This window comes from Vibrio gazogenes (genome assembly GCF_023920225.1).
GTDB classification, from domain to species: Bacteria; Pseudomonadota; Gammaproteobacteria; order Enterobacterales; family Vibrionaceae; genus Vibrio; species Vibrio gazogenes.
This window is the reverse complement of the sequence record NZ_CP092587.1, coordinates 634,908-657,294: the sequence shown is the minus strand read 5'-3', so window position 1 is coordinate 657,294 and position 22,387 is coordinate 634,908. Positions and strand designations below refer to the sequence as shown.

The window sequence follows — 22,387 nt, the reverse complement described above, 5'->3', positions numbered from 1 at the left end:
CTCGTTTCATTTGTCGTGGCATGCAATGAGTAGCACTTGCCAGCAAGTTACAAATAGAATGAGATGAAGACACACAAACAAAAATAATGAAGAGTATAGATTTCATAGCGTGTCTCCTTTAGTTATTACAATCCAGTTAATATTTATGGCCGAAACCACAGCGATAATTTAATGGCAACAAGACAATAAATCAATCAATGAACGAACGATATTCTAAAAAAAATAGATTAGTTCAATAATCAACAATCACCCATCTATTCATGATGACATTTAACTAGAATAAATTATTTTATTGAAACAATTCACTAACACTATTTTAAATCATACGAATATCTGATAAAACGAAAAAAGCCTTACTGAAATCATAAGGCTTTCAAACTGCATCATACAACTTTGCTAAAATAAGATGTCCCAAAAAATATAATTAGTTCATATCTTCAGAAATTAAATTATGTTTATTCAACAAACGATACATTGTCGCTCTTGATATACCTAACTCTTTTGCTGCCTGAGTAATTTGCCCGGAATTAGACTCAAGCACCAACATCAACGCTTCTTTTTCAGAACGTTCACGGATACTTTTCAGACTTAATTTTCCATCCTCAAATTTTGGTAAATCTAGGTTACTCTCACCGAGCATAACGGTATCAGACATCAGAACCATTCGTTTTATCTGATTGATTAACTCACGAATATTTCCTGGCCAATGGTAACGGGAAAGCATTTTGAGTGCATCTTCTGTAAAACCACGAGCCTGAGCGTTGTACTCTTTTGAAAATTGCTGAAGATAATGACGGGCAATTAAAGGAATATCTGAAACACGTTCTTTTAAACTAGGCACATTAATTCGCAATACATTAATATAGTGATATAGCTCGTCATTGAAATTACCATCAATCAAAGCCTTCTCTATATCTGTCGCATTTGCGGCCAATATTCGGACATCAGCAGTCTGGATCCCTCTTGATGTCTCTACCGTTCCTTCTTGGAAAAAGCGGAGTAAATTCAGTTGCTGATCTTTCGTAATCGATAAAATATCATTCAGAAGAACCGTGCCCCCATCTGCTTTTTCCAGAATTGAAATAAAATCATCATCAGCATCGATACCAAACAATTCCATCGCAAAACGTTTTTCGGACATCGCTCGACAATTCACAGAGATAAATGGCTTTTTAGAACGGGAAGAGGAATGATGGACTGCTTTAGCAACCAACTCTTTCCCTGAACCACTTTCACCATGAATCAAAATACTCACATCGGTCGGTCCAATTCGTTTGATCTGATCACGGAGTCGTTTCATTGAAACCGACTCGCCAATCAAACCAAAATTATCGTTTACCCCGTAGTGAGGCCATACTTTTTTCTCAAGCTTCAACATTCCAAGCTGATGTCCAATAGTGCTCAACAACTGCGCATCAGGAATTGGCGCAGTAAAGAAATCAATACAAAAATTCACAATAAATTGACATATTGTATCTGAGCTTAATTGTGACTCGCGAATGAATGCCAGCCATCGAACTTGTCTATGACTACTAACTAAGTTCGCAACCCCATTTAAACTGAACTCATCGTGACTTAAATCGACAATACCAATACAAGGACCGACTTCATCAAACAAGACATCTGCCTTTCTTAAATCGCCGACTTGAGAACATCGCCAACCAACTTGTTCTAATACCGAAAGCCATGGTTCATACGTGCCACCAACCACGATAAGAGAACCTGGCACAGAGTCCATACGGAACTGATTACCCATGAACTATTCCTTATCATTTATTCATATTGTTATGTTATTTGGGGGCTTATATAGTATTAATTATTAATAATTACGCTACCATAGGCACGAATTAAAAAACGCACATTCTTAATTATGAGACTAACATAAGAAATTACATAAAAAGAACAGAAGCGATAAAATACTACGACCCGTTTTCCTTATCCGATGACAACTACTTAGATATATCCCCCCTTTCAACTCCTCTAATATATGAAATCATCACTGGTCTAATCATCCTACCTTCTCTTTCAGATAAAACAAAGCCTTTCCCGAAGGAAAGGCTTTCCATGTTTTTTAGCACTTTAATCCATAACTAGTGATAAATTTAGTCAATTATCCCTGATGACGCATTGCTGGAAATAAAATTACATCTCGAATCGTATGCGTGTTGGTGAACAACATTGCCAAGCGATCAATACCGATCCCTTGTCCGGCAGTCGGTGGTAAGCCATGTTCTAGCGCAGTGATATAATCCGCATCATAGAACATTGCTTCATCATCACCGGCATCTTTGGCATCCACTTGTGCTTTAAAGCGTGCATCCTGATCTTCAGCATCATTCAGCTCGGAGAAACCATTGGCAACTTCTCGGCCACCGATAAAGAACTCAAAGCGATCCGTCAAAAATGGATTGTCATCACTACGGCGAGCCAATGGCGATATATCAGCCGGATAACCTGTAATGAACGTCGGTTGAATCAGTTTTGGTTCAGCCGTCTCACCAAAGATCTCCTCGAGTAACTGACCACATGTCCAGAATGGTTCAACATCGATATGTAACGATTTAGCAATCGCGACCATCAGGTCACGATCCTGAATTCTATCATTATCAAGGCTTTGAATATCAGCATGGTCAGGGTTGTAGTGCTTCACTGCCTCTAACATGCTCATCCGTGTATAACGGCCACCGAACTCAACCATTTCATCCCCATAAGGCATGGCGGTCGAACCCAGCACTTCCTGAGCAACCGAACTCAGCATCTCTTCCGTCAAATCCATCAAATCGTTATAGTCAGAATAAGCCTGATAGAATTCCATCATCGTAAATTCAGGATTATGCCGAGGGGACAGCCCTTCGTTTCTGAAGTTACGGTTGATTTCAAATACACGGTCAAAGCCACCCACGACCAAACGCTTCAAATAGAGCTCCGGCGCAATTCGCAGATACATTTCCATATCTAACGCATTATGGTGTGTAATAAACGGACGTGCCGCTGCACCACCGGGGATGCTCTGCATCATTGGTGTTTCAACTTCAATGTAGCCTTTGCCAATCATAAAATGACGAATCGCGCTAATCAGTTTGGAACGAATAATAAATGCTTGGCGCGAATCTTCGTTCATAATCAGATCCACATAACGTTGACGATAACGCATTTCCTGATCCGTCAGACCATGAAACTTCTCTGGCAATGGACGCAACGCTTTCGTCAGCAATTGGTAGGATTCCATATTGACATACAGATCGCCTTTACCGGATTTATGCAGCACACCTTTCACACCAATAATGTCACCAATATCCAAACCTTGATATTTGGCTTTCAGATCTTTCTGCACATCTTTACTTGCATAGGCTTGAATCCGACCGGAAGTTTCTTGAATCACCAAGAAAGGCCCACGTTTTGCCATAATGCGTCCGGCAATCGCCACAACATGATTCAATGCTTCCAATTCTTCTTTTGTCTTTTCACCGAATGTTTGTTGCAAATCACTGGCTAAACTATCACGTCTAAAGTCATTGGGATGACCGTTTGCCTTAGAATCCTGACGGATATAATCTAACTTGCCGCGTCGTTCTGCGATAAGTTTATTCTCTTCTTGTCTGTTACTTTCTTGAGTCGTTTCGTTTTGAATCGCATCAGTCATTTCGATGTACCTGTCATATCGGTGAAAAGCTTAAAGACCTGATTTCAGGCTTGCTTCAATAAATTTATCTAAATCTCCATCCAGAACCGCCTGAGTATTGCGGTTTTCGATCCCCGTTCTCAAATCTTTGATCCGCGAGTCATCAAGCACGTAAGAACGAATCTGACTGCCCCATCCGATATCAGATTTGGCATCTTCGCTCGCTTGCTTCTCGGCATTCTGTTTATGAAGTTCAAGTTCAAACAGCTTCGCACGAAGTTGCTTCATCGCTTGATCTTTGTTTTTGTGCTGGGAGCGGTCCGTCTGACACTGAACGACTGTATTCGTCGGTAAATGCGTAATCCGTACCGCAGATTCGGTCGTATTGACGTGCTGACCACCCGCGCCTGAAGCCCGGTAAACATCGATACGCAGATCAGCAGGATTAATATCAATAGCAATGTTTTCATCAACTTCCGGATAGACGAACGCAGATGCAAAAGAAGTATGACGACGACCACCAGAATCAAACGGAGATTTACGCACCAGACGGTGAACACCGGTTTCGGTCCGCAGCCATCCGTAGGCATATTCGCCGACGATCCGTACCGTGACGGATTTCAGACCAGCGACTTCCCCCTCGGAGACTTCAATCACTTCCGTCTTGAAACCTTTAGCTTCGGCCCAGCGTAGATACATCCGCAGCAGCATCGACGTCCAGTCTTGTGCTTCTGTTCCACCGGAACCAGCCTGAAGGTCAATATAACAATCGGATGAATCATGCTCTCCTGAGAACATGCGACGGAATTCCAGCTTCTCCAGATTCGCTTCTAGCTCATCCAGTTCAGGGCCGATCTCATCAAACGTTTCCTGATCTTCAGCCTCAACCGCCAGTTCAAGTAAACCTTCGACATCATCAACACCACGATCCAAGAGATCAATGGTTTCAACAATAGCCTCTAACGTAGCTCGCTCTTTTCCTAGCGCCTGAGCCCGTTCAGGTTCGTTCCAGACTTCGGGTTGTTCAAGTTCTGCATTGACTTCTTCGAGACGTTCTTTTTTTACATCATAGTCAAAGATACCCCCTCAGGACATTTGTGCGTTCAGACACGTCCTGCAGGCGGTTTTTTATCGGGTTGATTTCAAACATGATTGCTCAATCGTTTATTAGAGTAGAATTTAACCGAAGAATTCTACTGAAAAATGTGATGAAGATACAGGAAAAATTGCTGGTTCCACATGAGTTTCCAGCACGCGATAGAATCGAACCGAACGCCCATGTTCTCAGGAATCATGCGCGTTCAGTGATTTGGGGATAAGAATCGCTTTGATGAATCGTAAGCAAATTCTCACTCACGACATATCAGTTGGTCGCTTCGTTGACGTTCATGGGTTGCTCTGAACGAGACATGCCAAACATTGCCACAAAAATAATTGCAGTCGGTAATATCCAGCCCATACCAATATGAAACAGTGGTAAGAAGCTGAAGAAGGAAACATCCACGCCGACAAACTTGAAAGCGTCGATCAACGCAAACAGAAAAGACACCAGCAAAGCGACTCGGTAAGCAACTTTAGGATTCGGTAGTTTATTTCGGACAAATGTCAGCGCAACCAGCGTAATCGCCACCGGATACAATGCAAATAAGACCGGAATCGACAGAGAAATTAACTGACTCAATCCCACATTCGCAATCACAGCACAAGCTACGCTGTTCACAATCACCCACTGGTGATAACTGAATCGCGTCAGAGAACTAAAGTAATCAGAACACGCTGAAATCAGACCAATCGCAGTTGTCAAACAAGCCAACAATACAATGATCGATAAGACAAACTGACCAAAATAACCAAACATTGCCTGTACATACAGACTGAGTATCACCCCACCATTGTCAGCTCCGGTAGCAATAACTGAACTGGTCGCCCCTAGATAGAACAATGAAATATAGACAAATGCGAGTCCGAAAGCCGCGATAAAGGCAGCCGCAATCAGATACTTGGTGGTCGCTCGGGATTCTGTAATCCCTTTACCCCGCAGAACATCAACCATCAACATACCGAACATCAACGAAGCAAAGGTATCCATGGTGTTATAACCTTCCAGAAAACCGGTAGTTAACGGCTTTTCCAGATATGCGCCTTGCGCCGCAGTAATGGTCCCTTGTGGATGAATAAACACACCAACTGCGACAATAATCAGTCCGACAAACAGCGTTGGGGTTAAAACTTTACCAATTAAATCAATCAGTTTACCCTGAGACCAGGAGAAGAAAGCAGCAATCACAAAAAATAGGACAGAGAAAAAAGTAAGATTAGAGAAGATACTTTCACCGACTAATGGTTTAAACGCCATCTCAAAAGCAACCAGCCCCGTACGAGGCGCAGCAAAAGCGGGGCCGATAATGATAAAAATCAGTACCGCCATAATCGTTGATACTTTGAGTGGCAAATCTTTAGTTAGGTGTTGCCAGCTTCCGCCAGCCACGGCAACAGCAATAATCGTAATCAGCGGGAGCCCGACTGCCGTCAGTAAAAAACCACCCATTGCGGATGACAGGTTTTCGCCGGCCATTTGTCCGGCAAGCGGCGGAAAGATAATATTGCCTGCGCCAAGAAAAAAAGCGAACAGCATAAAGCCGACCGCCATAATATCGGTTAATTTCAATGTCTGTTTCACAGATCACCTTCTTATGTTGATGTTGTGTTTGTAACTGCGACAGTAGACTGCCTTTCATTTTTTGCGCGATCATGAACAAACAGAATGAAATAATCAATAACACAATATAAATTAGTTAATCGATCCATGTAAATTCACATTTACTAGAACAATAAACCAATATAAACGCAAAATGTTGATACAAAAACACACATCATTTGGTACAAAACATTCACAAAAACAGCCACAACGAAATGGCCTTGAAAGGTGATGCTATTCCTGCCAACATCTCGCCAAAATGTACGTCTTATACCCAAATGACCTCAAGATGCAGGATTCAGAGTGTCTTCAATCGGCGTCATTCAAGGAAAATGTCGGCAGGAATGGCCTTCCCATTTCAATGGCATTTGACGCAGAAAGGCGCCGATTGAAGCACTCCCGAAGGGCGAGTTCACTGAGCTCAGAGACTGTGTTAGAGATTCTCGCCATAGAATGGCTATGACTCAAATCTCTGCCTTGCCTCTGAGCCCAGTGATTCTCGCTGAAACTGCATCTTGAGGTTACTTGGGTATATGGACTGAAAATCGTTCAAAAAAGGCTTCAATGAAATGAAGTCTGTTACGGGTAAAACAATATCTATGAAGCAAAAATCACAGCATCCCAAAACATTCCATTTCAAACAATTCTCAGTATCCGGCGGAGAATGTGGGATGCCCGTTAGCACCGATGGCGTGTTATTGGGCGCTTGGATGAAGGGGGAAAATCTCCGCTCTATTCTCGATATCGGTACCGGAACAGGCTTGCTCGCTTTATTTTGTGCCCAACGTTTCCCGGAGGCACACATCACGGCACTCGATATTGATGAACAAGCGATTCAGACCGCAATCCATAACCGCAACCATTCCCCGTGGGCTTCACGGATCGCGGTAAAACATCAAGACATCTTAACCTTTGCACCCCACTCGAATTATGATGCGATCATCTGTAACCCGCCCTATTTTACCGCCGGACAGGTATCCATCACGCCGGCGCGAGCCCTTGCTCGCCATGTTGCTGGCTTTTCTCACCAACAACTCTTACATCACTGCCAGCATTTGCTCTCTCCGTCAGGGCAAATCAGCTTGATTCTGCCTTGTCAGGAAGGAGATACGTTAATTGAACAGGCCAAACAACAAGGCTGGTTCTTAACCCGATACTGTCTTGTTTCGCCGACAACAACAAAACCACCGACGCGGTTGCTGTTCTCACTCAGTCGATCGGCACATGATACTTGTGAAGTCACCAGCCTCACCATCCGCGCACAAAATCGCTATACCGCTGCATTTACCGAACTCACCCAAGCGTTTTATCTGAAGATGTAAAAAAGGATGTAAGATCGTGATGGAAGTCTCTATAATGCCGAGCTTTAGTTTTGCCATCCCGATTGCACAGGTCACTGATAACGGATAGCTTAACAGATAGTTTGATGAATGAGCGTTTTGATGCAGAGCGTTCGACAAGCAGAGAAATAGCCGTGATTAAAAATTTTTCAGACTTAGAACTCGATCCCTGTCTTCTTGAAGCCATTGAAAAAGCAGGATTTACTCGCCCAACACAAGTTCAGGCCGAGTCCATCCCTTACGCTTTAGACGGTCGGGATGTCATGGCTTCTGCCCCGACAGGCACAGGAAAAACCGCAGCGTTTGGCCTGCCCGCGATTCAGTACTTAATCGACTTTCCCCGTAAAAAACCGGGACCAGCTCGGATTCTGATCCTCACGCCGACTCGTGAACTGGCCGCTCAAGTCTCGGAACAGATTCAAACACTGGCTCAGTTTACCCATCTGAAAATCGTTACGATTACCGGTGGTGTCCAATATCAGCAACATGCTGATCTGCTGAATGCAACACAGGACATTGTGGTCGCAACTCCCGGCCGGTTGATGGAATACATCGAAGCCGAACGTTTTGATTGTCGAGCTATCGAGTGGCTGATCTTGGATGAAGCGGATCGGATGTTGGATATGGGCTTTGCACCGACCGTGAATCGCCTTTCTTCTGAATGTCGTTGGCGTAAACAGACCTTGTTGTTCTCTGCCACCCTAGAAGGAAAAGGCGTTGATGGGTTTGCTGAAGATCTATTGAATGAACCGGCAGAAGTTCGCGCGGAACCACCGCGCCGGGAAAGAAAAAAAATCACCCAGTGGTATCACCGGGCAGATAGTCTGGTGCATAAAAATGATCTACTGAAAGAGATTCTGACCAACCAATCTCAGCGAGCCATCGTATTCGTGAAAACCCGTGATCGACTGGCAGAGCTACGTACAGAACTAGAACGGAGTCAGATTCCCTGTGCCTGGATTCAGGGAGAGATGCCCCAAGAACGTCGAAACAATGCCATTACCCGTTTTCGCGAAGGTGATATCAACATCTTACTGGCAACCGATGTTGCTGCCCGCGGCTTAGATATTTCTGATATCAGCCATGTCATCAATTACGATATGCCCCGGACCGCAGATGTGTTCCTACACCGAATAGGCCGGACCGCGCGGGCCGGTAAAAAAGGGATCGCGATTTCTCTGGTCGAAGCACATGATCAACCAATGATCGAACGGATTCAGCGTTATATGAACGAAGAGATTAAAGAACGGTTTATTGACGGGTTACGACCCAAACATAAAAAGCCCGTCTTCAAAAAGAAAAAGTCTCCGGAGAAGAAAAAATCGGCCACCAAAGATAAAAAGCCCGTGAAAAAGAAAGCCGCTAAAAAGAAGAAGTAACATCGGTTAAACGTCGTGATCAAAAAAGCTCCCTGAGGGAGCTTTTTTGTTTCTATCGAGACAAGATCGTTCAAGAGACGACGCGATTAATGCTCACGCGTCGCACGGAAATCAACATCCGGGAAGCGCTCTTTCGCCAAATTGAGATTGACCATTGTCGGCGCAATGTAAGCCAGATTATCGCCACCGTCTAAAGCCAGATTAGCCTGATTCTTACGCTGGAATTCATCTAACTTCTTGGCATCATCGCACTCGACCCAGCGCGCGGTTGCAACGTTAACACTCTCGTAAATCGCTTCCACGTTATACTCGGATTTCAGACGCGCAACGACCACATCGAACTGCAACACCCCGACCGCACCAACGATCAGATCGTTATTTTGCATCGGACGAAAAACCTGCACGGCACCTTCTTCTGATAACTGCACCAATCCTTTCAGCAATTGTTTCTGCTTCAATGGATCTTTGAGACGAATACGACGAAACAGCTCCGGTGCAAAATTAGGGATTCCGGAAAACTTCATCGCTTCACCCTGCGTAAAGGTATCACCAATCTGAATCGTACCGTGGTTATGTAAGCCGATAATATCTCCGGCAAATGCCGTTTCAGCCCGCGCTCGGTCACCGGCCATGAAAGTTACCGCATCAGAAATGCTAATCTGTTTACCGATCCGGACATGATTGATTTTCATACCTTGCTGATAAGAGCCGGACACAATCCGCATAAAGGCGATCCGGTCACGATGTTTGGGATCCATATTCGCCTGAATTTTAAACACAAACCCAGTGAATTTTTCTTCGGTTGCCTCAACTAAGCGTTCAGATGTTTCACGCGGTAGCGGTGCCGGCGCCCATTCAGTCAAACCATCGAGTACATGATCGACCCCGAAGTTCCCCAACGCAGTACCGAAGAATACCGGCGTCAGTTCCCCCTGAAGAAACAGCTCCAGATCAAACTCATTCGATGCCCCGACGACCAGTTCCAGTTCCTCTCTTAACTGCGTTGCCAGATCATCACCGATTGCTTGATTAAGCGCCGGATTATCGAGACCTTTGACGATGCGCAACTCTTGGATGGTATGCCCCTGACCGGTAGAATACAAAATGGTCTCGTCACGGTGTAGGTGATAAATACCTTTAAAGTTTTTACCGCAGCCAATTGGCCAAGTGATCGGCGCACAGAGAATATTCAGCTCATTCTCAACTTCATCCAGCAGCTCCATCGGATCGCGGATATCTCGGTCCAACTTGTTCATGAAGGTCACAATCGGTGTATCTCGCAGACGGGTCACTTCCATCAGCTTACGCGTCCGATCCTCGACCCCTTTTGCGGCATCGATCACCATCAGACAAGAGTCAACCGCTGTCAGCGTCCGATACGTATCTTCAGAAAAGTCTTCGTGTCCGGGGGTATCGAGCAGGTTGACTAGACAATCATTGTAAGGGAACTGCATGACTGACGTGGTAATCGAAATTCCCCGCTCTTTTTCCATATCCATCCAGTCTGATTTCGCATGTTGATTCGAGCCACGTCCCTTTACGGTACCGGCTTGTTGAATCGCACGTCCGAACAGCAGCACTTTTTCAGTAATGGTGGTTTTACCCGCATCCGGGTGGGAAATGATAGCAAAGGTTCTTCGCTTATTAACTTCGTTAAGAAAATTCTGGTCAGCCATGAATAAAATCTTTTATCTGTACAACGGATTCGTACACATGTTTCAAGCTGCCTTTCGGGCGCGCCACAGATCAAATCCGTCATGTGAATCGTAAGAGGCTGCTATTCTCGCTGATCTTGGCTGTTTAAACAATCTGGTTGTGCAACAATCACAGTGACTAAAAACGATACATCAACCCAACATTGGCCGAGTTAACATCCACATCACTCATCCCTAAACGTTGCAGACCGACATTGACCGAAAAACGTTGATTTAAACGAAATAGCCATCCCGCTCGTAAATTGTAACCGATCCCATCTTCATCAATGGTTTTGACGCCATGCAGCTCAACTTCTGTCTGGTTATAATTCATCCCCACAGACGCATAAAAAAACTGCCGCTCCGTCAGGTAAAAGTTCCGGTTGAGACTCAGTGATAGCGCACGGTAGTCAAGTTCCTCTTCTGATTCGGTGATCACGCCGATTTCTTTGCGAGGCACACTACTCCCCCCACCCATATGTGCGCCGACCAATACACTCCAATTCTGATTCAAATCCACACCCGCCTGAATCGCCCCTGTCCATGAAACATCAATACTGTCCGATGCGGATTCATAATCAGAAGAACCGATCCCCGCTTCAATCCCGACCCATGTCGCCGCCTCACTCGTTGATGCGAGTAATACACTAGCGGTGCCTAAAATACTTATGATTTTTTTCATTACTTTCCCTCTGACTACAATGAAAATGGACAAAATGCATCACGGCGTCATTATCATTGAACAGAGGCTGAGATTTGAGAGGCTTATGGTGACGCTGTGTGACAGTTTGTAACAGCGAATGGAGGGCTCAGTACAGCACGACGGGTCGGTTCCAATATGCAATACTGGCAAAAGAAATGGTCTGTCTGGGGAAGACAAATCCTAATCCTATTTACGGCGTAGACGAAACGCTCACGGCTCCCGGTGGGTTTAAGGCTAGGTTTCGGGTCAGTTCAATCGGAATAAACACAGAGTTGGTAACCGACGCCTCTGACCGTTTTGATCAGTTCTTTACCATTGTCCAGCACCAGTTTTTGCCGCAATCGAGATATTCTGCGATCAATCGACCGATCTAAACCATCGTACTCAAAACCGCGTATTTTCTGTAAAATCTCATCCCGACTCACCACTTGACCAACCGTACTCGCCAGTAAGACCAACAGTTCAAACTCTGCGGTGGTGGTCTCAACGGGGAGCTGATTCAATACAACCGTCCGATTACTTAAATCAATCACCAATGGCCCACACATCAGGGTATTGGGTTCTATCGTCGTATTGGCTGGCGGTGATCTTCGTTCTGAACGTCGTAATAAAGCATAAATCCGGGAAAGTAATAAATGGGGCTGCACCTGCTTGATCACATAATCATCGGCACCAATTTCCAATCCCCTCATCTGATCAGCATCATCGTCCAGAGCCGTTTGCATCAAGATATAGCCGGTATAGAAACTGCGTATCGTTTTACAGACTTCCATGCCGTTCATTCCCGGTAACATCACATCAAGAATCACCAAATCCGGTTGAAGGTCAGCCACTTGTTTCACGGCATCCGTTCCGTTGTTCACCGTCATCACTTCAAAACCATAACGAGACAAAAAATCCTCGATCAGGCCGGCAAGCTCAGTATCATCTTCAACTAAAAGAATCCGTTTATTGTAATTCGGCAAGGGGGTCATTGATTTCTGGCTCCGCAAAATAAAACGACTTTTGAAACCAGTGTAGCGAAATTCAGCCGGAAAGAATGTAGCAGTTTGTATCAAATCAACACATTCTGTACTGAATGAGCAGCAACCAGCCATTCCCTTTCCGCGACAGCTTTCACACCATTTGGTAAGCACGAAAAGGGAATGCTGTCCGACATCAATCCGATGTTCGAAAATAGTATCTTGCGAAACCGTGGGCTTTCAACTCAATTAGGGTTCAGGAACCGTCTTATCAATATCCCGCTCGTACCACTGTGGCTTGGTCAGCACAACCAGCTCTCCGGCCTGAACCTTTTCAGCAACGGCATCAATATAAGCTTTGAAAAATGACTCATAAACATTGATCCCCGGATTCGGTGTATCCGGCGTCCAGCCTTCCACCGGATCAGGCACAATCCGATGAAAATAAGTTTCTATCGTGGTGCCGCGCAGAACGACTTGCTCCAGTAATGGGGAAAACTGGTTAAATGTCATGTAAGAGACACCTTGACCAATGGTCGTCATCTCTCTGCCGCCAAAACCAAACCGGGTATACATATCGCCGCCGACGGTAATTCGTCCTGATTTAAATCCGGCTTTATGTAATGCTGCCGGAAGCTTATCTAAATAAAATGCCCCAGATTCATCATTAAACATGGCAGGTAAATTCTGTGGCGGAATTTTTTGAGACAAAGTGACCGAAGCAACGGATTCCCCACCGCCGTTAATCACATAGGTATTCTTGGGAATATTCGACCCATAGACGCGCATCCCGACATGGATCGGATAGTGGTTATCCAGCATCACTACGTTCGAACCATCCGACATCATGGATGTCACCTGAATCGGTCGAACAGATGTATCGAAAAATTTTCCACCGGGATAGCACAGATGGAACATCGCTTCGGAATCAAGCCCATGCTGTTTCAATTCATCCCACGCGGAAATCGCGTTGGCAACCGCAGTGTCGATATCCGCAGCATCGGTCATCGGTGTATCATCCGGTGAACCATCCACACTGATCGCCCAACCGGCATCCGACAACATTGAAATTTGCTCCCAAGTCAGTCGATTTACCCAACCAACCTGCTGGGTCGGAACATAGATTGTACCGACCAAGCCATGCTGGGTCATATAGGGATAGGCAGTGCTTACTATCGTATCTTCCCCATCATCAAACCCGATCACGACTGTCGGTTGACCTTTCGCATTCACATAAAGTGAATCAATTTCATTGTTGATCAAATAAGGTGCATTACGAGACGGCGAACTGACCCGAACTTTTGTCACATCAACCGCTTGTGACAACAATGGATCTTCTGATTGGTGAAACACAACCCAATACGTTTTCAATGGTGCATTCGAGTTCAAGTTAGCCACATTGAGATGATAATTGACACCAGTGTACGAACCACCAGCCGTGCTAAATCTGACATTCAAATTGCTCGTCACGCGCGGTAAAACCTTACGCACCGCAAAAGCAATCACGCCCATATCATTTGAATTGACCGGCGTCTGTAATGTCTTCTGAGCAATAGCATGAGACAGCTCCTCCCCCTTACCGAGAACAGCCATTGCGCCCTGTCCTTCCGTGACCGGGCAGACCTGTTGGAAGACGCCCCCGCGATTGACGGACCATCCCGTCATAGAATCGAAACTTTCCAGCAATTGTGGTGTGGGCAGATTCGTTGTTTCAACCTCACTGGCCTGAACCGTGACAGCAACCACGGCCAAACACATCATTAACAAACCACCGTAGAGTCGGTGATGTAAAGATAAAAGCCACCTAGCCAACTTCATATTTTTCTCTCCCTCACTATTAAACAGACTATTTCATTCATCATGAACCGGGGAGAATCCCCGAGTTACTTCCGGTGCCGTTTCAGCGAAAATGACCGAATAAAAACACCAAGACAAATCCATTTAATTTCAATAAGTAACTTCATTCATTCGTCAGGCGCAATCATGCATGGCAAAACAATTTGAAATAACAGAGAAAAGTAAGGTTGCTGTATATATATGTTTAGCCTTCTTATTTTGGGAAGCATGACAAAAGATAGGGGGATTTTATTATGCTACATGTTCATAAATATGGCACAGACTAACCGTATAGGCGAAAAACAATTAATCTGTGTAGTCTCCTGGAAGGAACAGCTTACTGACCGAGCTTATCAGCCCAAGCTTGCGCCGCACGATCAAGAACAGCATATACCTGTTGAAAAACTGCGGAGGATTTCTGATAAGGATCGTCAATCTGACTGACACCAATCCAATGGCCGAAAAGCATCGTTTTATGGCGTGCTTTCGGAAACATTCGGCTCAGCATATCAATCTGATTTTGGTTCATTGCTAAAATCAAATCACAGCCATCGACCATGGCAGTGTTAATTTGCCGAGCCTGATGAGCGGTCAGATCGATCCCCAATGAGTGGGCAATGACTTGCACCTCTGGGGCAGCCGAAGCACCGATAAGCCCACTGTTCTCAGTGAGCAATCCGGCAGAGTGCACCGTATGAGAAGGTATAAGACACTGAAGTCGCCCGGCAGCATAAGGAGAACGGCAGATATTCCCTGCACAAATCACGAGAATGTTTTCAAACATGGGGCATCTCTTCAAAACGTTATTGCTGCTCAATCATCCATTTGAGTAAAGCTTTACGTTCTGCATCCGTTGCATGTAAATACCAAGCCTGAATCCGGGGCACAAAATCACCTGTGTATTGAGCATCTGATGGTTCAGGAACGACGGTTTGACGCGGATTCATCGTTTTTTGCTGTTTGGGCGTCGCAGCCCCCTGCTCGGCTCGCACCGACGCACTGCCAGATGACATCGGAATACCATGCTGGCGATTATAGCGTCCAATGGCAGCCTCAATATTCTGATAAGGCAAAAAGCCAGGGTTACCGGGTAGTTCAACCGGATGAAGCTCCGTGAGCTTGCCCTGCGAGTTTGATAATTGCCATGCGACGGTGCCATTCTTAAATGCCGACTCCGCGGCAGAATAGTCCCGCAAACGAGAATGGCGTAGCGCCATCTGCGCTGAATCGGAAAATGGGATTGAAACAATCAAAGGCATTGACTGATATTTCTTCTTACGAGAGCCGAAACGTAGTGATTCTTCATACCGAAACACGAACTGATGCTTCCCTTCCGGCAGTTGAAGCACCGCTGTATGCGCAACTTTCTGACCATCGAGAGCCAATAACTCAACACTCCTCGGCAAGGTCAATTCTGCTGCCAGTGTCGCGCAAGAAAAGCTCCCGGCGAGCACGCCTAAAATAGATACAATGCGTTTCAAAATGACGTCCTTAGATGATGTTTATGTATTCATGAATTTGCAGCGACTCGATCAATCGAGCCACCATACCGACATCATCAAAACGTCGTATCCATACCGATGACATAACCCGTTTCTTGATCATTTGCATCGGTCAAACCGACTTCGGCATAGAGCGCGACATCATTTGACAAAGCATAAGTCACATTGACATAGAAATCATTAACATCACCGTTTGGTACCGCGTTACTGATGCTATGATCTGTTTCAACAACCGCCCATCCGGCAGCATATTCCAACCGACCACCATCGCTATAGCTCACGGTCAAACCATACGTTGATTTATCCCGATCGGATGCATTTTCCTGCTCTGTCGAAGAGATGCCGTATGTTGTGGCCAACTGCCAGTCACCATACAGATAGCGGACTTCCAGATCGTAGGTACTGATATCCATCTCATTCTTCTGGGCACGTGCAAGGAAAATGGTAAAGTCAAAATCTTCTACTCTTGCGCCTAAATTGCCATCGAGCTGATAATCATCGTTACTGCCACTGGTATTATTCTTATTTTCTAAATATGCCAGCCCGCCATAGAACATTTCGCCGCCGTCATATTTATATTTAATGACCTGATCCCCTTCATTTTTCGCACTTTCAACGAAGGAGGTAAAACCGAATTCATAGTCATCCCCGATCCCGGCGTCATCCAGAATCGTTGGTTGCGCACCAAAACTAATCGTATGTGACTGAAGGTAGATGATCTTGCCATATACATCACCGCGTCTGACCGAACCATTGTCTTCTTCATCATTGGCGTCAACATCCATATGTGAGCCAACAACCAGATCCTCGGTCATTTCATAAGTCATATCAAAGCCAAACTTCGCTTCGTTCACATTCCATTCAGAATGCTGACTTTTATCCTGAGATTTATAATACTGCATATCCACCTCACCGGATAAATCAACGGTAACACCATCCAGTGAATATATTTCCGCAGCATGAGCTACCGAAGCGCTGCTTACCACTGCTAAAGCAATTAATGTCTTTTTCATTTTATTCCCCGATATCTTAATCGTACTGACGTCCTATTCACTCCGACAAACAATTTCAGAAAAAATAACTTACGACCCAGGTCAAGCGTCATATTTATCGTATCCTGAACGACTTGCAGGATTAATCCATAGATTGAGCGCGTAGACGTCAATTCCATGAAAGTTCTTGTTCAGCGCTAAATAAATAAAAATTTTTATCGTGTCATTCTTATAAATAAAACAAATTCTCGGCTGTTCTCTCCGTTATCTAATAAAATCACAACGTTCAAACAGTCAGTTTTTCACTGGACATTTTTTCAACGAAAAGTTTTTAACAGAAAATTTTTCAATGACTAGTTTTCAACAACTAATTTTCAACGAAAAGTTTCAGCAATTAGTTTTTCAACAACAAATGGTCAACGGCAACCGGATGACTTTCCGGACGAACTTGAATCTGTCTCACACAGCCGGACAACACGAGAATTAAAATAAATGTCACCGCGTTCGCGGGCGCCTGTAGATGGAAATCGACGCTAATCTGCGCCATCATGGCCAAAATTCCCATCAGGCATCCTAACGCGGTGCCTTTTAACGTTTTGCTATGCCTGGTTCTGATCACATTGAAACAAAACCACAATGCGACCAGTATCGGTAAACTTAACAGTACAACCGCCGGGATCCCCGCCTCAGCAGCGAATTGGACATAGTCATTATGGGCATAGTTGTAATAGCCGATATTGTAGTGCGTGTAGTGCGGGAAGGTAGAGTAAAAGCTCCCTAACCCCGTGCCGGTCAACGGATAATCCCGAATGATATCCAGACTCCACTGCACCGCCTGATCGCGAGTCTCGGTTTCAATGGAAGTGGCTTCGATACGCTGCTTGACCTTATCGATACCAAACAACGTCCCCACCAGAAATGTATCAATGATCATCATGGAGATGATTAATGCCGTTAACGCTCTCGGTCTTCTTTTATAAAAACAAAGAGCAATGACACCGCCACACGCGATCACGGAGAAGAAAACCGCATTGCCCATTCGAGAACGTGTCATGATCAAAGCAATAACCATCACAATCAGACACAAACGGATCATCATTTTGGCGGACATCACTGCACTGAACCACCGCCTGATACGCACATGCCACGACCCGGATTCAGTCTGATGTAATTGTGAGACAATCAGGCCGATCCCCAGACACAGACACATCACCAGATAGTTGGCAAAGTGGTTGAAATACAAGAAGGTTCCCGTCGCCCGATGACCTTGCGGCAAACCAAAGAACCAGCTTTGATGGCTATTTAATAATACGGTCAAGACGCCATAAAATGATTGGAAAGTCCCGCTGATAACCAGCGCATACAGCACGGTTTTTACACGTTTGACGGAATGGATCAGAACGACTGCATTGAACGCAAATAACGTATAGGCGATCCCTTTCATCAACCCTGTCAATGTCGCATAGCGATCATAGGAAAGACTCCCGACGTCCGCACCGACCTGACGATAAACCTGAGCCACATCCGGTGCAATGATACTGAGTACCTCAACCGGTAATGGAATTGCCTGAATCGCAATCCAACACTGAAAAAGACTCAGCGGTGCCAGCAACCAGACAAATTTTCTGATTTTCTGCCAAGGGAATTGGTGCCACAAAGACGCACTGAGCAACAGCGTCTGACAAGATATCCAGATCTCAAATATCGACCATGACCACATCCGGTGGCTGCCAAGTGGAATCGGCAGCCAGATCAACATGAGCAATAAAGAATACCAGCACCAACGTTCACTATGAGTCACGATCTTCCTCTCTCAAGGTTCACGTCCTTAATTCTGAATTCTGACGGTAAGTAAGGAAGTTACGGCTGCACATCATGACCCGATATTAACTTGGAGAAATACCACTTCCCCGGGAGTGACGCCTGATGATTGATTCGGATTGTGTTTCGGCAGGCCCCGCTGCGGTTGCTTGGGCAATAGTTGTCGGGTCAATATTAGCGACAATGGCAAGTTCCGGTAAAAGCGTCGCATCTAACCCCAAATCGAGTGCCATTGATGCAATTGCCAACGCAGCTTCAGGCGCTGCATTAAACGCTGCTAACACGAGGCTCTCAAGAGAAACATTTGGTGCTTTACGATACACGGCCTGAAGTACCATCGGTGCATCAAGTGGATTTTCCTCAGCCATGAGACGAACCACGTCGAGCGGGGCATGATCAGCAAACAGCTGTTCCACCTGTTGCCCGATTCGCGCTTGTTCACCAGAAGCGGCAGCCGCTGAAACGGTATCAGTCTGCGTCGTCCCGTCATCCGGTGCGGCCATTACGGAGAATGCCAATCCGACACTCCATAAAATATTCACTACCAATCCTTTGCGTTTCATCACTATTACCCGTTGTTATGCCAATTTAATCATGGCGATCTCATCCGATAATAAATATAACAACCCATCTGTTGATAAATTTATTATATTCATTCGATAAGGCAAACTATAGGGTTAGGCGGCAGTGCAAACAAGGTAATTGAATTAGGAACTAACCTTAATATCAATAATGAGACAAATATAAGCTGAAATAATCATAAATAAGACTCATCAATCGCACCACAGCCTGTTCAATGAGTCTTCGATAGCCGATAAAAAAGAATACATATCGAGGGAAAGGATTACTGTTGATGAATATAATCAACAATATTTTTATAAGTTGTTACCCAATATTGATCATGATGCTTCGCCAGATATTGCACCAATTCGTGATGCGCTTCGTCACTGACGGATAAATAATCACCACCGACACCATGAAATTTAATGCCGATAATTTTAGTCCGTGGATTCGTGGCCGAACGTTTAATATAATTGATGAGCTGTTGACCAGAGACGTTATGGGCAGACCAGAAAACTTCTTCCGGCTTGGGTAATGTGCGCCCATATACCCCGGCGACCAGCGGCCGGACGGCCGACAAATAATCACCACTCCCCGTCATGGTCTCAAAACATGGTGGTGTGAACGTACGACGTTTTTGGCCGTCGAGTAAAAACAGGAACGTATTCGCCATTTTCACTTCAGCCGCCATCCATTCCGGTGTTCGCTGCTCCAGAGATGCGTAAGGTTTGACCCAACTCCGCTCAGGGCCTTTAGATGAACAGGGATGAAACACCGTATGATTACCCAGTTCGTGGCCGTTCTGCGCTGCTTTCTTCCACACTTCAACCTGGCGTTCATTATTGAGCGTTGCTGAACCCGGTAACAGATAAAAAGAGCCTTTGATATTGTATTCATCGAGCGTGGGAATCGCATGATCCAACTGAGATGACAGTCCATCATCATACGACAGATGAACCGCAACATGCGCCCCATTCGGATATGTGATGGTGTCAGCACTGACTTGAAAAGCGGTCGCCAAAGCCATGATTATCCCGATATAAACCCGGCCAAATTTTGGCTTTAGCCGATATTTATATTGATGATTGATAACACTCATTGATTTCACTTCCATGATTAAACTGAATCTTTCGGAAGAATTCCCAGCCGATTGAGGTGAATTCCTTCTTTCTTAACAATTGCCGGATTACCAGCCACTAACGTGTTGGGTGGGACATCTTTCGTCACAACCGCCCCCGCAGCCACAATACATGAATCACCGATCGTCACACCGGGTAAGATCAGTGAATTGCAGCCGATATGACAATTCTTACCAATCCGGACATCCGCTTTGAGATGGCGACACATATCATGTGCCAAAATCGCGACACCAAACGCAACGTATGTCCCTTCATCAATATAGATCCCGTCACCATTGCGTTTATCGATTTTGGCTTTTAAAGAAATTCTGGCTGTTGCATCGATGTGTGTCCCGAAAAAGCGGTTGAGGTACCACACATTCAAAGAAAGCAGACGTTGTCGGAGCTGAATTTGTATCAAGTCTTTAATTTTTTTCATCATCGTTCATATCAACATATCGTTCGTATCAACATATCGACGAGGCAATCATGCACTTGCCAGAGACAGAATATATTGCGCCAATTGATCACGTTCTGGCGTATCCAATCCATCGGGCGCTTGTAATGTCTGATAATTGCTCAGCAACGCTTCAAGCGCTTGTTCGTCCCGGGCGGTATAAATACCCTTCACATTGGAAAATGAATTCAGTGTATCCAACTGATGATCATTGCGGTGTTCCTGATACTGAGCCAACCGGGGGAAAATAATTAACGGCTTGCGGATTCGCAGGCAATTGATAATCGTCCCCATCCCAGCGTGAGAGATGATCAATTCAGACTGGCGAAACTGGTCATCAAGATCATCCGGCGCAAAAAACTTGGCACTCTGAATTGATTTGGCCTGATAGTCCGAATCACCGATCTGGCTACAAACATCCAGATGATATTTTTCTGCCAATTGATCAACCGTTTGAACCAATCGATCAAACGGTAGTTGTGTACCTACGGTTAAAAAAATCATATCACTCTTCCTTGATAAGTCACCTGATGGGATTCAGCGACCTCTTGCCACTGTGAGACAACATGGATACGACACTTCGCAGCCAACCGCCCCGACAACGACAGTTTTTTCGAGTTGGCGATACTGTCAACCCAGACGGTGTTTATCCCACGCATTTTACTCAGCAACGCCATCACCAACCCGGGGGCAGCGCCAGTGGTCACTACCAGAGACGGCCGCTCTTTGTTCAGGATCTTCAGACACTGGCATACCACTTTAACCGCCAGATAAGCGGTATCGCGGCTAAAATCCGAAATTTGGTAATATCGCTCTCCCGCCATAAAACCGGGCTGCTTATCATAAGTCCCTGCAACGATCCTTTCACAACAATCGAGCTTTTCAGAAAGCAGGCTCAACTGAACAAAGTGCCCGCCCGGAGAAGCCACCAACAATATCTTATTTTTCATCGTCTACCTCATTGATCGTCAGCGACTTATATTCGATACCCATCAACTCATCGATATTTTTGTCACGGTATAAACCAAACTTAAAATAGTGGTAATAATCGTTAATCATGATGTCATCGGCAAAATCAAACGGATGCCGAACGCCGTCCACATCACACCAGCCTGACACCCGACCATCGGTCTGATAGAGCCAGTGCACCTGAGTGCGACAAGTAATTTGCTGCTCGGGCCGGACAGGAATTCTTTCATCGTGATTATCCGTATGTAGCACCAGATAAAGTTGGTCATCATATTCGAGATGATAGGAGAGCGGCGGCGGGCTACTCTTATAATTTGACCAAGTCTCCCCTTTTCTCGGATCGGGTTGATCGTGCCACTGGGCGACAATCACCCAAACCCCATCCCATCCTTGAGAAAAAACCGGAGAGTCCAGTAGCTTGAAAGTGAACTGATAACGAACCGTATCACCAACTTCATACGGGCTCTGAACACTGACTTCCGAACGCTCACCGTTAAAGATATAAGAATTATTCCCCGTCAGAATAAACTGTATGCCATCGTCTTTTAGCGCGATGGCTTTAGGATTGGCTTCAAAAAAGAACTGTTCGGCGGATTGGTTATACCCAAGTACTTGTTTCAGCTCGGCAGACTGCTGCTCTTCACTGCAACAGGCTGCGGCTATTGCGGAATAACTCCCCAAAACCCCAAAGAGACATAGATATAAAATTTTTTTCATGATCATAACCTAACCT

General features: G+C 45.2%; 20 protein-coding genes. 2 read left to right on the top strand and 18 right to left on the bottom strand.

The window, feature by feature from the left end; translation table 11 throughout:
* Positions 1 to 424 precede the first annotated feature (424 nt).
* The 4 genes from vpsR to brnQ form a co-directional block, all read right to left on the bottom strand.
* The gene (vpsR, locus tag MKS89_RS03025; protein WP_072961216.1) at positions 425 to 1,756 is read right to left on the bottom strand and encodes a cyclic-di-GMP-binding transcriptional regulator VpsR; all 1,332 of its coding nucleotides are present in this window, start codon (positions 1,754 to 1,756) and stop codon (positions 425 to 427) included.
* Between the two features lie 354 nt (positions 1,757 to 2,110).
* Complete coding sequence (gene lysS / locus MKS89_RS03020; RefSeq protein WP_072961219.1) at positions 2,111 to 3,643, bottom strand: lysine--tRNA ligase; 1,533 nt, start codon at positions 3,641 to 3,643, stop codon at positions 2,111 to 2,113.
* A 30-nt stretch (positions 3,644 to 3,673) separates the two neighbouring features.
* Positions 3,674 to 4,772, bottom strand: a protein-coding gene (prfB, locus tag MKS89_RS03015) for a peptide chain release factor 2 (protein WP_106406976.1) whose coding sequence is annotated in 2 segments (ribosomal slippage) — positions 3,674 to 4,696 and positions 4,698 to 4,772 — 1,098 coding nt in all. Because the reading frame shifts where the segments join, the coding sequence is not laid out codon by codon here.
* Between the two features lie 213 nt (positions 4,773 to 4,985).
* Positions 4,986 to 6,302: a branched-chain amino acid transport system II carrier protein gene (brnQ, locus tag MKS89_RS03010; RefSeq protein ID WP_072961222.1), complete on the bottom strand. Its 1,317-nt coding sequence runs from the start codon at positions 6,300 to 6,302 to the stop codon at positions 4,986 to 4,988.
* A 617-nt stretch (positions 6,303 to 6,919) separates the two neighbouring features.
* On the opposite strand from brnQ, the gene MKS89_RS03005 reads away from it, so the two are divergent.
* On the top strand, positions 6,920 to 7,642 hold the full coding sequence (locus MKS89_RS03005) for a tRNA1(Val) (adenine(37)-N6)-methyltransferase (protein WP_072961224.1): 723 nt from the start codon (positions 6,920 to 6,922) through the stop codon (positions 7,640 to 7,642).
* Between the two features lie 152 nt (positions 7,643 to 7,794).
* The gene (gene srmB, locus MKS89_RS03000) at positions 7,795 to 9,039 is read left to right on the top strand and encodes an ATP-dependent RNA helicase SrmB (RefSeq protein ID WP_072961376.1); all 1,245 of its coding nucleotides are present in this window, start codon (positions 7,795 to 7,797) and stop codon (positions 9,037 to 9,039) included.
* A gap of 86 nt (positions 9,040 to 9,125) precedes the next feature.
* Here the strand turns inward: srmB and prfC are convergent, their stop codons facing one another.
* The 14 genes from prfC to MKS89_RS02930 all read right to left on the bottom strand — a co-directional run bounded on the left by prfC (position 9,126) and on the right by MKS89_RS02930 (position 22,371).
* Positions 9,126 to 10,715: a peptide chain release factor 3 gene (gene prfC / locus MKS89_RS02995; protein WP_072961227.1), complete on the bottom strand. Its 1,590-nt coding sequence runs from the start codon at positions 10,713 to 10,715 to the stop codon at positions 9,126 to 9,128.
* 157 nt (positions 10,716 to 10,872) lie between these two features.
* The gene (locus MKS89_RS02990; protein WP_072961230.1) at positions 10,873 to 11,415 is read right to left on the bottom strand and encodes a porin family protein; all 543 of its coding nucleotides are present in this window, start codon (positions 11,413 to 11,415) and stop codon (positions 10,873 to 10,875) included.
* 272 nt (positions 11,416 to 11,687) lie between these two features.
* Complete coding sequence (locus tag MKS89_RS02985) at positions 11,688 to 12,410, bottom strand: response regulator (protein WP_072961378.1); 723 nt, start codon at positions 12,408 to 12,410, stop codon at positions 11,688 to 11,690.
* A 237-nt stretch (positions 12,411 to 12,647) separates the two neighbouring features.
* A complete protein-coding gene (locus MKS89_RS02980; RefSeq protein ID WP_072961233.1) occupies positions 12,648 to 14,216 on the bottom strand; it encodes a polysaccharide deacetylase family protein in 1,569 nt (522 codons plus the stop codon).
* 355 nt (positions 14,217 to 14,571) lie between these two features.
* Positions 14,572 to 15,018, bottom strand: a complete 447-nt coding sequence (locus MKS89_RS02975; protein WP_072961236.1) for a low molecular weight protein-tyrosine-phosphatase — start codon at positions 15,016 to 15,018, stop codon at positions 14,572 to 14,574.
* Between the two features lie 19 nt (positions 15,019 to 15,037).
* Positions 15,038 to 15,715: a YccT family protein gene (locus MKS89_RS02970; protein ID WP_072961240.1), complete on the bottom strand. Its 678-nt coding sequence runs from the start codon at positions 15,713 to 15,715 to the stop codon at positions 15,038 to 15,040.
* A 77-nt stretch (positions 15,716 to 15,792) separates the two neighbouring features.
* Complete coding sequence (locus MKS89_RS02965) at positions 15,793 to 16,749, bottom strand: porin (protein ID WP_072961243.1); 957 nt, start codon at positions 16,747 to 16,749, stop codon at positions 15,793 to 15,795.
* 373 nt (positions 16,750 to 17,122) lie between these two features.
* On the bottom strand, positions 17,123 to 18,529 hold the full coding sequence (locus tag MKS89_RS02960; protein ID WP_106406977.1) for an O-antigen ligase family protein: 1,407 nt from the start codon (positions 18,527 to 18,529) through the stop codon (positions 17,123 to 17,125).
* Between the two features lie 85 nt (positions 18,530 to 18,614).
* Positions 18,615 to 19,091, bottom strand: coding sequence for a hypothetical protein (locus MKS89_RS02955; protein WP_072961249.1), 477 nt, complete (start codon positions 19,089 to 19,091; stop codon positions 18,615 to 18,617).
* Between the two features lie 302 nt (positions 19,092 to 19,393).
* A complete protein-coding gene (locus tag MKS89_RS02950) occupies positions 19,394 to 20,209 on the bottom strand; it encodes a polysaccharide deacetylase family protein (protein WP_159439604.1) in 816 nt (271 codons plus the stop codon).
* Positions 20,210 to 20,226: 17 nt separating this feature from the next.
* On the bottom strand, positions 20,227 to 20,670 hold the full coding sequence (locus tag MKS89_RS20885) for an acyltransferase (protein WP_106406978.1): 444 nt from the start codon (positions 20,668 to 20,670) through the stop codon (positions 20,227 to 20,229).
* 45 nt (positions 20,671 to 20,715) lie between these two features.
* A complete protein-coding gene (locus MKS89_RS02940) occupies positions 20,716 to 21,189 on the bottom strand; it encodes a glycosyltransferase (RefSeq protein ID WP_072961251.1) in 474 nt (157 codons plus the stop codon).
* Positions 21,186 to 21,635: a glycosyltransferase family protein gene (locus MKS89_RS02935; protein WP_072961255.1), complete on the bottom strand. Its 450-nt coding sequence runs from the start codon at positions 21,633 to 21,635 to the stop codon at positions 21,186 to 21,188. Before MKS89_RS02935 ends, MKS89_RS02940 begins: the two co-directional genes overlap by 4 nt.
* The gene (locus MKS89_RS02930; RefSeq protein ID WP_159439605.1) at positions 21,625 to 22,371 is read right to left on the bottom strand and encodes a heparin lyase I family protein; all 747 of its coding nucleotides are present in this window, start codon (positions 22,369 to 22,371) and stop codon (positions 21,625 to 21,627) included. Before MKS89_RS02930 ends, MKS89_RS02935 begins: the two co-directional genes overlap by 11 nt.
* Between the last annotated feature and the right edge of the window lie 16 nt (positions 22,372 to 22,387).